Genomic DNA, 11,487 nt, shown 5'->3' with positions numbered 1-11,487 from the left:
TCGCCGTGGCGGGGTGTGTGGGGGGGGGGGCGGATGCCGGCGCCCGGGGTGGCCGGCCGCCCCCGGGCGCGCCGGGGGGGGGGGGCCCCCCGCGCGGATCCGCCACGCGCCGGAACGCGGGCGGACTCAGGACATCCGTCAGCTCAGAACGCCCGTCAGCCCCGCCAGGAGCTGCCGGTAGAGGGCCTGGTCGCCGTGCCACTGGTGGACGTCACCGCGCGCGACGGAGCGGCCGGGCCCGGCCCGGCCGACCCGGCCCCCGAACCGCTGGTCCGCACGGTCGGCGCCGACGAGGTGGTCGACGTCCCGCGCACCGGCGCGGCCGAAGTCCGCGGGGCCGACGCCCCGGACGCCGCCGACTGGCCCGCCGAGGTGCGCGGCGCGGTGGCGCGGCCCTGCGCGGCCACGTCCACGGACGCGCCGTCGCCCGGTTCGACGCGCTCGATCCGCAGCACCAGGTTCCGGTCGCTGCGGTCACTGCCCCCGTCCCGGTTGCGGCTGTGCACCAGCTGCGTCAGCACGCCCCGGACTTCCTGCCAGCGCCCCTGCACCGCGCGGATGTTGGGGCACCACTCGCCCTCGCGCCGGTGCTCCAGGTCGAGCTCCCAGCGCTCGGCGTCCACGAGGTGGCTCGCCCCGACCGTCCCGGGGATCTCCACCGGACGGCCACCGCGCACCGTCACCACCGCCCGCTGCGGCCACTGCCCCTCCACCGCCGTCACCGTGATCCGGCTCTGCCCCTGGTACCAGGCCATCGCTGTCCTCCCACATCCGTCCTCGCGCCGACCGCCGACCGCCGACCGGCCTCCGCCGGTATCACGGCCGGCGCCCCCTCCCGGGTTCGAACGGCGGGCACGACAGCGCACGTCAGGGGGTGCGTGCGCCCTGGGACGGCGCGACCGTCGAACAATTTGTCGACAGGTTCATGTCAAGGAAATGGCTCGATCACCCCCCTTGTTCGTAGTCGTATGCACACATAGCGCGACTGCCCCGCCGCAGTGCGGCGGTTCCCTCACCTACCCATGGAGGTGGTTTCGCCATGTCCGGAACGCCCGAGTACACCGAGCCCGTCGAGCCCACGCCCGCCGTCGCCGAAGCGAACCGGAAGGCCGCCGAGGCGGCCAGGATCGCCGACGAGAAGGACGGCCGGGACTTCGCCGACGCCAGCCGGTTCATGATCGCCCCGCCGGACGTGCCCGTCATCATGTCCCGCAAGAACCCGTCGGAGGTGGTCTGGGACTTCACCGCGTACGAGTTCCTCCAGCCGGACCTGCGCACCGAGATGCCCACGGTCAACGGCAGCCTGCACCGGCAGGGCGAACTCACCGCCATCGCCGGGCTGTTCCACGTCACGAGCTGTCCCGCGTACCGGATCTACCAGGTACGCGGCTACGACCTGTCGAACATGACGATCATCGAGAGCGACGCGGGCCTGGTCATCATCGACCCGCTGGCCTGCTACGAGACCGCGCAGGCCGCGCTCCGGCTGTTCCGGGACAGGACCGAGCTCACCCGGGAGCAGCGACCCGTCCTGGGCGTCGTCTACACCCACTGCCACGTCGACCACTTCGGCGGTTCCCGGGGCCTGTTCGCCGAGCAGGGCGACCCGCTGGAGCCGGGCGTCCCCGTGGTCGCGCCGGAGGGCTTCCTGGAGCACGCGATCAGCGAGAACGTCTACGCGGGCCCCGCGATGGCGCGGCGCGCGCAGTACATGTACGCGGCGCAGCTGGACAAGAGCCCGACGGGGCAGGTCGGTTCGGGCCTGGGCACGACCATCTCCACCGGCGAGGTGACGCTCGTCCCGCCGACCGACTACATCGGCGGGCCCGCCCACCCCGCGGTCCCCAGGGACCAGTGGAGCGACGCCTACGCCATCCCCTGGCGGCCGGGGCTGTACCAGTTCGACCTGGCCGGCGTGCAGATGCTGTTCCAGCTCACCCCGGGCACCGAGGCCCCGGCGGAGATGAACATCTACTTTCCGGCCGCCCGCACCCTGTGCATCGCGGAGAACGCCACCCACACCATGCACAACATCCTCAGCCTGCGGGGCGCGCAGGTGCGGGACGCGCACGCGTGGTCGAAGTACCTGACCGAGGCGATCCAGACCTTCGGCAAGGAGACCGACGTCCTGTTCGCCTCGCACCACTGGCCGATGTGGAGCGAGGCGGGCGAGGGCAGCGCGCCCGGCAACGCCCGCATCCTCGAATTCCTCAACACCCAGCGCGACATGTACGGCTACCTCAACGACCAGTCGCTGCGGCTGATCAACGCCGGCCGCACCGGCATCGAGATCGCCGAGGAGCTGGAGACCCTCCCGCCGGGCCTGGACGACCACTGGTACAACCAGGGCTACTACGGCTCGATGAGCCACAACCTCAAGGCGGTCTACCAGCGGTACATGGGTTGGTACGACGCCAACCCGGCCCACCTGTGGCAGCTCCCGCCCGTCAAGGCCGGCGCGGCGTACGTCAAGGCGATGGGCGGCGCCGAGGCCGTCGTCACGGCGGCCCAGCGGGCCTACGACACCGACACCACGGACGGCTTCCGCTGGGCCGCCGAACTCCTCGACCACGTCATCTTCGGCGCCGCCGCCGACTCGGGCAGCCCGCTCGCCGAACCGCAGGTCACCCGGGCCAAGGAGCTCCAGGCCAAGGTCTTCACCCAGCTCGGCTACGGCAGCGCCAACGGGACCTGGCGCAACGCCTACCTGACCGGCGCCCGGGAGGTCGTCGACGGCCCGCAGCCGCTGATCACCAGCCAGACCTCCGCCGACCTGATCCGCAGCACCACCCTGGACCAGTTCTTCTCCGCCCTCGCCCGCAGCGTGGACGGGCCGACGGCCGCCGAGCGGAACCGCCTCCCGATCACCCTGAACTGGGTCTTCACCGACACCGGCGACACCTGCACCACGACCCTGCGCAACGGCGTCCTGGTCTACGTGGCCGGCGGCGACCGCCTCGTCGACGTCCCGGACGCCACCATCACCCTCAGCCGCCAAACCCTCGACGACCTCGCCCAGACCCCCGGCTTCCGACACAACTTCGACCAGGCCGTCCAGGACCAGCGCATCACCCTCGCGGGCGCGAACGCCCAACAGGCGGCCGACGCCGTCTTCGACACCCTGACCCTCCCCGACCCGAAGTTCCCCATCGTCACCCCGCCCGCTCGGTAAACCTTGCAAAACAGCGCCCCCCCGGGCGCGGGGCCGCCCCGACGCGCGCCTGCGGCGGGCCGCCGACACGGCCCAGGCCGCCCGGTCGGGGTCGACGCGGGCGGCCTGGGCCGTTGTTGCTGCTCGGGCGTTCCTTGCGCTGGGCAAGCCCCAAGCCGGACCTAGCTGTGGCGACCGCGACGGCGGGCGGCCAGGACGGCGAGACCGCCGAGGCCGAGCAGGCCGACGCCGGCCAGGCCGAAGACCACCGGGGCGTTGCCCGCGCCGGTGGAGGGCAACTCACCGCCGCCACCGGGGTGGTGGCTGGTCGGGTGCTCGGACGGGTGGTGGCTGGTCGGGGCCGGACCCGAGCTGGACGGACTGGCCGAGGGCGAAGAGGACGGGGACGACGACGGCGAGGAGGAGGGCGAGGAAGACGGGGACGACGACGGCGAGGAGGACGGCGAAGAGGACGGGGACGACGACGGCGAGGAGGACGGCGAGGAAGACGGGGACGACGACGGCGAGGTGGACGGCGAGGTGGACGGCGACGGGCTCGGCGTCACCTGGCAGTCCGGCAGGTCCCCGTCGAACGGGTAGCTGTGGATCTCGTAGCCGCCGGTGCCGGTGTGGATCAGGTTGCCCGCGAGGTACACCCGGCCGTTCATCCCGGGCTGGGCGATGGTCGTGGTGCCGCCCGGGTTGCCGGCCAGGACCGAGCCCTGGAACTGGGCGCTGCCGAGGATCTGCGCCGAGGTCGCGGTCGGGAAGTTGTACATCAGCTTCGACCGCATGTCGGTGGTCTGGTCCCCGGCCAGGCCGGTGCCCGTGTAGGTGTTGATGATCGGGCTGTCCCCGAGCATGTTCACCACGACGGTGGCCCCGGCCGGAATGTTGTTGAAGACCAGTCCGATCTGCCCGCCGCTCGGCGAGGCGAGGTTCTGGGTGACGTTGAAGACCTGCTTCAGGCTGGTCCCGTCGCCGGTGAAGGTCGCCTGGCTGGAGGAGATGTCGACGGTGCCGGTCGCGGTGGCCTTCCCGACGCAGTCGGAGATCTCCTCGATCTGGGTGAGCACCGTCTGGTACGGGGCGGCGGCGTTCGGGTCCTGGATCGCCTGGCCGGTGGGGTCGATGCTGACGGTGCCGGTGACGCTGCCCGCGTGGCGCAGGTTGCCGAAGGCCGGGCCGTGGGAGTCGCTCCCGCCGATCAGGATCGAGTTGCCGGTCACGACGTCGACGTTGCCGCCGGTGGTGACGAAGTCGCTGCCGTTGGGCGGCACGACGCGCGAGCCGACGCCGACGACGCCCATGTTGTAGATGCCGCCGCCGTTCTTCTCGACGGTCAGGTTCCCCAGCGTGACGATCTTGCCCTCGGCCTCGGCGGCGCGACCGGTCACGGTGTAGTTGCCGCCGGTGAAGACGTTGATGCTGGCGTCCCGGCCGGGGAAGTCGCCGTTGTTCGGCGGCGGCCAGGTGGCAGGGCAGTCGGGGCCCGTGCAGGCGCCCAGCGGCGGGGCGAGCGGAGCAGCCGAACCGACCGTCAGCACGGCCGCCAGCGGCAGCGCCGCGACGACGGTCGCCACGGCGACCCGGACGGTCCGACGCCTGCGGGTGGCGGGTTCTCTTCTCACGGCGGTCGTTCTGTGATCCGGCGTACCGGTGCCCTGACCCATCGACACATTCCTCCGCGCATAGGAAAAAGAGCAGGCGCGCATAACCTGCCCCGTTCGTACTATCTGCTGGCGATCCCGCAGATCCGGGACATCCAACCTCAAATCGGGCGATTCCTACCCTACAGATCTTCAGATCCGATCCGAAAATCCACCGCGCGGCGCAGCGGTCCCCTCCCACCGGCCCTGCCCGGGCGACCTCCGCGCCGCCCCCGCCCGACGTCCGCGCCCGTTAGGTTGGAGCAATGACCTCCGAGGCCCAGGACCAGAGCACGCCGCTCGTCGCCGTCGCGTCCGCCGACGCCGTACTGCGGCACCCCGAAGCGGGCGAGCACCTGCTCACCCCCCTCGAACGCGAGCGCGCCGCGCGCTTCCGGCACGAGTCCGGGCGGATCGACTTCACCGCCGGCCACGTGCTGGTCCGGCTCTGCGCCGCCCGGCTGCTCGACGTCCCGGCGGCCTCGCTCACGCTCGCCCAGCAGTGCCCGGACTGCGGCCTGGCCGACCACGGCAAGCCGTACCTGCCGGACCACCCCGAGGTGCACGTGAGCCTGTCGCACACCCGGGGCGTGGTCGCGGCCGGAGCCGGCCACCAGCCGGTCGGGGTGGACGTCGAGCTGGCCGCGCGCGGCGGATCGCTGGGCGCGGTCGCCCGCCGGGTGCTCTCCCCCGCCGAACTGCGCCTGGTCGAGGCGGCACCGGAACCGGACCAGGCGTTCCTGCGGCTGTGGGTGCGCAAGGAGTCGCTGATCAAGATCGGGCGGGCCACCCTGGACACCCTGGCCTCCGTCGACCTGTCCGACCTGCCCCTGGACGTCCCGCCCGGCGCCCCGCTGCGCAGCCGCCACCAGGACCTGCACCTGCTCGACTGGGCCGACCCGGAGCACGGCGCCGCCGTCGCGGCGGTCAGCACCGCCGCGCCGAGGATCGTCCAGCTGACGACGGCGGGCTGAACAGGGCGGAGCACTGCAGTCCTGCGGAACGAGCACGCCCACCCGCGCGGCGGGCCCCCGGATAAGCGGTGTTAGCGTGCCTGATCGCGGGCGCGCCGCCACCGGACGCCCGTCGCACCAGCTGCCCACCGCCGGATTTAAGGGTGTCCCCGCCATGGCCAAGTTCCTGCTGAGCCTGCACGTCCTCGCGTCGGTCCTGTTCATAGGCCCGGTCGCGGTGGCCGTCAGCATGTTCCCGCGCCGGGCCAAGGCCGCGCTGGCCGGCGGGCCGGACCAGGCCTCGGACGCGGGCGTGCTGCGGATCCTGCACCGGATCACCCAGGTCTACGCCCTGCTGGGGGTCGCGGTGCCGGTGATGGGCATCGGCCTGGCCCAGGTGATGGACGTGCTCGGGCAGTCCTGGATCATCGTCTCGATGGTGCTCACCGCGATCGCCGCGCTCTCGCTGCTGCTCTTCGTCCTGCCCGGGCAGCAGGCCGCGGTGGACGCGCTCGGCGCCGACACCGCACCGGAGCAGCACGCCAAGGCCGTCCAGGGCCTGCGGCTGCTGCCGATGACGGCCGGGGTGTTCAACCTGCTGTGGGCGGTGGTCGTGGTGCTGATGGTCATCCGGCCGGGGTCGAGCACCGGCGTCTGAGCCGGACCCCCGAAGCCGTACCGAACGAAAAGCTCCACCGCCCAGCCGTGCCACCCGAATCCACGCCGACCGGGCCGGAAGGCCCTCTCCCCCGGGGCGGGCCCGGTCCAGTACCGTCCTGGCCATGACGATCATGGCGGGCATGGGCAGCCCGACGGGTACCGGAGTCGGACCGCTGCTGCGCGGCTGGCGCGAACGGCGCCAGCTCAGCCAGCTGCAACTGGCCCTGCGGGCGGACTCCTCGACCCGGCACCTCAGCTTCGTCGAGAACGGCCGGTCCCGCCCGAGCCGGGAGCTGGTGCTGCGGCTCGCCGAACACCTGGACGTCCCGGTCCGCGAGCGCAACACCCTGCTGCTCGCGGCCGGCTACGCCCCGCACTTCCCCGAGACGCCACTGGACGACCCGTCGATGGACGCGCTGCGCGGCGGCCTGGAGCGGCTGCTCGCCGCCCACGACCCGTACCCGGCGCTGGTCGTCGACGGGACCTTCCGGGTGCTGGCGGCCAACCGCTCGCTCGGGCTGCTCCTCGACGGCGTCGCCCCGCACCTGCTGGAGCCGCCGCTCAACGCGATGCGGATCGCCCTGCACCCCGAGGGGCTGGCGCCGCGCATCGTGAACCTGCCGCAGTGGCGGCGGCACCTGCTGGAGCGGGTGGAGCACCGGATCGAGCTGCTGCGCGGCGAGGCGCTGCAGCGGCTGTACGAGGAGGTCGCCGGCTACCCGACGGCGGCGGACGACCCGGGCCCGGGCGGGGAGCAGGTGGACGGCGCCGGGCTGTCCCCGTTCGCGCTGCCGATGCGGATCCGGCACGAGGGGCGGGTGCTGTCGTTCCTGTCCACCATCACGACCTTCAACACGCCGCTGGACGTGACGGTCTCCGAGCTGGCCATGGAGACCCTCCTGCCGGCCGACGCGGAGACGGTGCGGTTCCTCCAGGACGCGGTCGGCTCGGAGCGCTGACCCCGGTTCAGGTGCGACGCCCCCCGGTGCCGCCCCCGTCGCGGCGGCGCAGCGCGGTGAACTGGAGGACGGCGAACAGGGCCACCACCGCCGCCTGCACCGGGATCCAGACGGCGCCGGCCGTGGTCGGCTCCAACCAGGCCGCCATCGCCACCAGGCTGAGCACCACCCAGACGGCGTTGAGGTCGATCACCGCCTGCACCGCGAGCCGCGGCGGCCGCCGGCGGGCGGCCAGGGCGCCGACCCCGAGGGCGTAGCCGGTGAGGAAGAGCCCGAGGGCGAGCAGGACGCTGCGGCCGACCCCGAGCAGCTCGCCGACCGGGCCGGCGAAGGCCAGGTAGACGAGGCCGTTGCCGCCGGTGACCAGGGCGTCCAGGGCGAGCACACCGCGCACCGTCCACAGGGGGGAGGCGGAGCCGGGGCGGGCGGGCGTGAGGGCGTTCGCGGACATGGCGGATCAGCCTCCTGACGGGGATGGGGCCCGGCGGCGGTGACGCCGGCCGGGTCCCCCCACCCTGCCCGCCCGGCCGCCGGGCGTCGATTACCCCGCAGGTAAGGGCCCGGGGCCGGGGGCGCGCAGGACCGCCCCCCCCCCCCCCCCGCCGCCCCCCCCCCCCCGCCGGGGCGAGGCCGAAGAGCGCGGGGGCGGGGGGGGGGGTGGCGGGCCCCCGCCCCAACGCCCCCCCGGGCGGGCGGGCGTGGTTACCCCCGCTGGTGGGGGCCGGGGGGGGGGGGGGGGCGGCGCCGCCCCCCCCCCCCCGCGACCGGCCGCCTCAGCCCGCCGGGGCGAGCCCGAAGAGCGCGGCGGCGTTGTCGTGGCAGACGGCCCGCAGCCACTCCTCCCCCAGGCCCACCCCGGCCAGCGCCTCCAGCTGGTGCACGTACCGGTACGGGATGTTGGGGAAGTCGCTGCCGAGCAGGACGCGGTCCTGGAGGCCGCGCAGGCGCGGCAGTTCGGCGCGCGGGAACGGGACGTCAGCCTCGGCGAAGTCCGTGAAAGCGATCGTGGTGTCCAGCCGGACGGCCGGGTGGCGCTCGGCCAGGTCGAGGAAGTCGCGGTACTCGGGCATGCCGAGGTGGGCGACCACCAGGACCAGTCCGGGGTGGCGCTTCAGCACCTCGCCGATCGGACCGGGACCGGTGAAGTTGCCCGGCACCGGTCCGGACCCGCAGTGGGTGACCACCGGCGTGCCGGTCTCGGCGAGCAGCCCCCACACCTCGTCCAGCTGCCGGTCCGCCGGGTCGTAGCCGCCGACCTGCACGTGCGCCTTGAACACCCGGGCGCCGTCCTCGATCGCGCGGGCCACGTAGCCGGGCGCCTCGGGCTCGGGGAAGAACGTCGCGGTGTGCAGGCACTCCGGGGTGCGGGCGGCGAAGTCGGCCGACCACGCGTTCAGCCAGCCGGCCATGCCGGGCCTGTGCGGGTAGAGCATCGAGGTGAACGCCCGGACGCCGAAGTCCCGCAGCCGCTGGACGCGTTGCTCCTCGGCCTCGCGGTAGGTGATCGGCCAGGGCCGGTTCACCAGCGGGCCGGCCGCGTCGAAGTACGCCCACACCTTGTCGAGGACCTTCTTCGGCATGAAGTGGGTGTGCACGTCGATGAGGCCGGGCAGGCCCAGGGCCTGCCAGAACGCGCGGACCTCCTGGGATTCGCTCACGCCGGCACCGGGCGGGCCCGGTCGATGATCCCGGCGGTGTCGACGCCGGACGGCAGGGTGCCGAAGGCGGAGCCGCGGTCCCCGGCGAGGCGGGTGGCGCAGAACGCGTCCGCCACCGCCGGGCTGCCGTGGCGGACCAGCAGCGCGCCCTGGAAGGCCAGCGCCATCGACTCGACCAGTCGGCGCGTCCGGTACTCCAGGTCGGCCTGGTCGGTGAGCTGCTTGCGCAGGTCGGCGACGGCCGCGTCCAGCCGGCGGTCCGCCCCGGCGGCGGCGTCGAGCTCGCCGAGGAAGGCCTCGACCGTCTCCGGGCGCTTGGCCATGGCGCGCAGCGCGTCCAGGGCGGCGACGTTGCCGGAGCCCTCCCAGATCGACACCAGCGGCGCCTCCCGGTAGAGCCGGGGCATCCCGGACTCCTCGACGTAGCCGTTGCCGCCCAGGCACTCCAGCGCCTCGGCGGCGTGCGCCGGGCCGCGCTTGCAGACCCAGTACTTGGCCACCGCCAGTCCCAACCGCCGTACCAGCGCCTCGGGTTCGTCCCCGGCCAGGGCCAGGTCGGTGCTCTGGGCGAGCCGCATCGCGACGGCGGTGGCCGCCTCGGACTCCACGACCAGGTCGGCGAGCACGTTGCGCATCAGCGGCTGGTCCACCAGCGGCCGGCCGAACGCCCGCCGGTGCAGGGCGTGGTGGACGGCCCGGGTCGCGCCGTAGCGCATGCCGGAGGCGGCGCCGACGGTGCAGTCCAGGCGGGTCATGTTGACCATCTCGATGATGGTCGCCACCCCGCGCCCCTCCTCGCCGACCGGCCAGCCGACCGCGCCGTCGTACTCCAGCTCGGCGGAGGCGTTGGACTTGTTGCCGAGCTTGTCCTTGAGCCGCATCAGCTGGAGGCGGTTGCGGGTGCCGTCCGGGAGGACGCGCGGCAGCATGAAGCAGCTGAGCCCGCCCGGCGCCTGGGCGAGCGTCAGGAAGAGGTCGGACATCGGCGCCGAGGTGAACCACTTGTGGCCGGTCAGCCGGTAGGTGCCGTCCGGGTGCGGGGTCGCGGTGGTGGTGTTGGTGCGGACGTCCGAGCCGCCCTGCTTCTCGGTCATCGACATGCCGGCGATCAGCCCGCGCTTGGTGCGCGGCTCGCGCAGCCCGAAGTCGTACGTGGTGGCGGCCAGCAGCGGCTCCAACTCGCCTGCCAGGGAGGGGTTCGCGCGCAGGGCCGGGACGGCGGCGTAGGTCATCGAGATCGGGCAGGTGTGGCCGGCCTCGACCTGCCCCCAGACGAAGAACTTGGCGGCCCGGGCGGAGTGGGCGCCGGGCCGCTCGTCCCGCCAGGGCGCGGCGTGCAGGCCGTGGGAGACGGCGGTGCGCATCAGCTCGTGCCAGGCCGGGTGGAACTCGACCTCGTCGACGCGGTGGCCGAAGCGGTCGTGGGTGCGCAGGACGGGCGGGTTCTCGTTGGCCAACCGGCCCCACTCGGCGGCCTGCTCGGAGCCGGCCAGGCGGCCGAGCTCGTGCAGTTCGGACTCGGCCCAGCCGGCGCCGGCCCGGTGCAGGGCGGCGAGCAGGGTCGGATCGGCGGCGGTGTCGTGTCCGTACGGCAGGGGCACCTGGTTGGTGACCTCATGCGTCGCTGTCATCGCGTCCTCCCAGGGCATGCAGGGTGAAGGAGACCAGGGCGGGGACCACGTCGGTGGTGCCCGCCGGCTTCGTGGGCGCGGCCGTCCGTGCGGGCGCGGCCGTTGCCACAGGCACAGGCGCAGGCGCGGCCGCGAGCGGGCCGGCCAGCGCCTCGCCGACCGCGCCGACCAGCGCGGCGGCGGTCAGCACCGGGTCCTGCTCGGGGAGTTCGCCGCTCGCCACGGCGGCGGCGATCTCGGTGGCGATCACGTCCCGGAACGCCCGGCGGAACACCAGGCGCTCGCTGTCCACGACCGCGTCGGCCGGCTCGACCAGCAGCGCGTACGCCAGCCGGGGCGCGCGCAGGGCGCGGGCGGCGAAGGTCTCGACGACCGCGGCGATCCGCTGCCGCGGGCCCTCCCGGAGGGCGACGGCCGCGTCGACGGCGGCCATCTCGCGGGTGACCACCCGGCGGAACAACTGCACGGACAACTCGGCCTTGCTGGCGAAGTGCTGGTAGAGGCTTCCGGTGGCGATCCCGGCACGGTCCGCCACGGCGGCCATCGTGCAGCCGCCGTAGCCGCGCTCGGCGAGCAGCAGGACGGCTGCCTGCAGCACGGCCTCGCGCTGGGCGTCCAGCCGGGCTTGGACGGCGGGCGTGCGTCGGTAGGCCATGAAAGTATTGAAGCACTGATTCAGTACTTCAGATAGGGCCCGGCCCGTCCCGAGCGGGCCGGCCCCGCCAGATGCGCGAGGAGGCCGCCCCCCCCCCCGGGCGCGCCACACCCCAAGCCTCAACAACGCCCGCCCCCAGGCCCGGTCAAGAGGGGGCGCGAAAAAAACCCG

The 11,487-nt window shown here is 73.9% G+C and carries 10 protein-coding genes; 4 read left to right on the top strand and 6 right to left on the bottom strand.

What is annotated here, in order from left to right; genetic code table 11:
• Positions 1 to 155 precede the first annotated feature (155 nt).
• Entirely contained in the window at positions 156 to 755 is a 600-nt protein-coding gene (locus ACFV61_RS07750) for a hypothetical protein (protein WP_380490612.1), read from the bottom strand.
• A 284-nt stretch (positions 756 to 1,039) separates the two neighbouring features.
• Here ACFV61_RS07750 and ACFV61_RS07745 point away from each other — a divergent pair, with 284 nt between their 5' ends.
• The gene (locus ACFV61_RS07745) at positions 1,040 to 3,172 is read left to right on the top strand and encodes an alkyl/aryl-sulfatase (protein WP_380490610.1); all 2,133 of its coding nucleotides are present in this window, start codon (positions 1,040 to 1,042) and stop codon (positions 3,170 to 3,172) included.
• 161 nt (positions 3,173 to 3,333) lie between these two features.
• Here the strand turns inward: ACFV61_RS07745 and ACFV61_RS07740 are convergent, their stop codons facing one another.
• The gene (locus ACFV61_RS07740; RefSeq protein ID WP_380490608.1) at positions 3,334 to 4,782 is read right to left on the bottom strand and encodes a choice-of-anchor A family protein; all 1,449 of its coding nucleotides are present in this window, start codon (positions 4,780 to 4,782) and stop codon (positions 3,334 to 3,336) included.
• A gap of 284 nt (positions 4,783 to 5,066) precedes the next feature.
• Here ACFV61_RS07740 and ACFV61_RS07735 point away from each other — a divergent pair, with 284 nt between their 5' ends.
• The 3 genes from ACFV61_RS07735 to ACFV61_RS07725 all read left to right on the top strand — a co-directional run bounded on the left by ACFV61_RS07735 (position 5,067) and on the right by ACFV61_RS07725 (position 7,372).
• Positions 5,067 to 5,774, top strand: coding sequence for a 4'-phosphopantetheinyl transferase superfamily protein (locus ACFV61_RS07735; protein ID WP_063347417.1), 708 nt, complete (start codon positions 5,067 to 5,069; stop codon positions 5,772 to 5,774).
• Between the two features lie 154 nt (positions 5,775 to 5,928).
• The gene (locus tag ACFV61_RS07730; protein ID WP_063347418.1) at positions 5,929 to 6,411 is read left to right on the top strand and encodes a DUF2269 family protein; all 483 of its coding nucleotides are present in this window, start codon (positions 5,929 to 5,931) and stop codon (positions 6,409 to 6,411) included.
• A gap of 124 nt (positions 6,412 to 6,535) precedes the next feature.
• The gene (locus tag ACFV61_RS07725) at positions 6,536 to 7,372 is read left to right on the top strand and encodes a helix-turn-helix domain-containing protein (RefSeq protein ID WP_380490606.1); all 837 of its coding nucleotides are present in this window, start codon (positions 6,536 to 6,538) and stop codon (positions 7,370 to 7,372) included.
• Between the two features lie 7 nt (positions 7,373 to 7,379).
• Here the strand turns inward: ACFV61_RS07725 and ACFV61_RS07720 are convergent, their stop codons facing one another.
• The 4 genes from ACFV61_RS07720 to ACFV61_RS07705 all read right to left on the bottom strand — a co-directional run bounded on the left by ACFV61_RS07720 (position 7,380) and on the right by ACFV61_RS07705 (position 11,316).
• Entirely contained in the window at positions 7,380 to 7,823 is a 444-nt protein-coding gene (locus ACFV61_RS07720; RefSeq protein WP_380425983.1) for a hypothetical protein, read from the bottom strand.
• 322 nt (positions 7,824 to 8,145) lie between these two features.
• On the bottom strand, positions 8,146 to 9,030 hold the full coding sequence (locus tag ACFV61_RS07715; protein ID WP_380490603.1) for an amidohydrolase family protein: 885 nt from the start codon (positions 9,028 to 9,030) through the stop codon (positions 8,146 to 8,148).
• Complete coding sequence (locus ACFV61_RS07710) at positions 9,027 to 10,661, bottom strand: acyl-CoA dehydrogenase family protein (RefSeq protein ID WP_380490601.1); 1,635 nt, start codon at positions 10,659 to 10,661, stop codon at positions 9,027 to 9,029. Before ACFV61_RS07710 ends, ACFV61_RS07715 begins: the two co-directional genes overlap by 4 nt.
• On the bottom strand, positions 10,645 to 11,316 hold the full coding sequence (locus ACFV61_RS07705) for a TetR/AcrR family transcriptional regulator (RefSeq protein ID WP_380490599.1): 672 nt from the start codon (positions 11,314 to 11,316) through the stop codon (positions 10,645 to 10,647). Before ACFV61_RS07705 ends, ACFV61_RS07710 begins: the two co-directional genes overlap by 17 nt.
• Between the last annotated feature and the right edge of the window lie 171 nt (positions 11,317 to 11,487).

The organism is Kitasatospora sp. NPDC059817 (assembly GCF_042731835.1).
Taxonomy (GTDB): Bacteria; Actinomycetota; Actinomycetes; order Streptomycetales; family Streptomycetaceae; genus Kitasatospora.
The sequence above is the reverse complement of the archived record's forward strand: the minus strand, read 5'-3'. Positions and strand labels throughout refer to the sequence as shown.

What these genes read in the sequence shown, in the direction of transcription:
- ACFV61_RS07745 (WP_380490610.1), top strand. Translation starts at nt 1,040, where the DNA reads ATGTCCGGAACGCCCGAGTACACCGAGCCCGTCGAGCCCACGCCCGCC.
- ACFV61_RS07705 (WP_380490599.1), bottom strand. Translation starts at nt 11,316, where the DNA reads ATGGCCTACCGACGCACGCCCGCCGTCCAAGCCCGGCTGGACGCCCAG.
- ACFV61_RS07710 (WP_380490601.1), bottom strand. Translation starts at nt 10,661, where the DNA reads ATGACAGCGACGCATGAGGTCACCAACCAGGTGCCCCTGCCGTACGGA.
- ACFV61_RS07720 (WP_380425983.1), bottom strand. Translation starts at nt 7,823, where the DNA reads ATGTCCGCGAACGCCCTCACGCCCGCCCGCCCCGGCTCCGCCTCCCCC.
- ACFV61_RS07725 (WP_380490606.1), top strand. Translation starts at nt 6,536, where the DNA reads ATGACGATCATGGCGGGCATGGGCAGCCCGACGGGTACCGGAGTCGGA.
- ACFV61_RS07730 (WP_063347418.1), top strand. Translation starts at nt 5,929, where the DNA reads ATGGCCAAGTTCCTGCTGAGCCTGCACGTCCTCGCGTCGGTCCTGTTC.
- ACFV61_RS07735 (WP_063347417.1), top strand. Translation starts at nt 5,067, where the DNA reads ATGACCTCCGAGGCCCAGGACCAGAGCACGCCGCTCGTCGCCGTCGCG.
- ACFV61_RS07750 (WP_380490612.1), bottom strand. Translation starts at nt 755, where the DNA reads ATGGCCTGGTACCAGGGGCAGAGCCGGATCACGGTGACGGCGGTGGAG.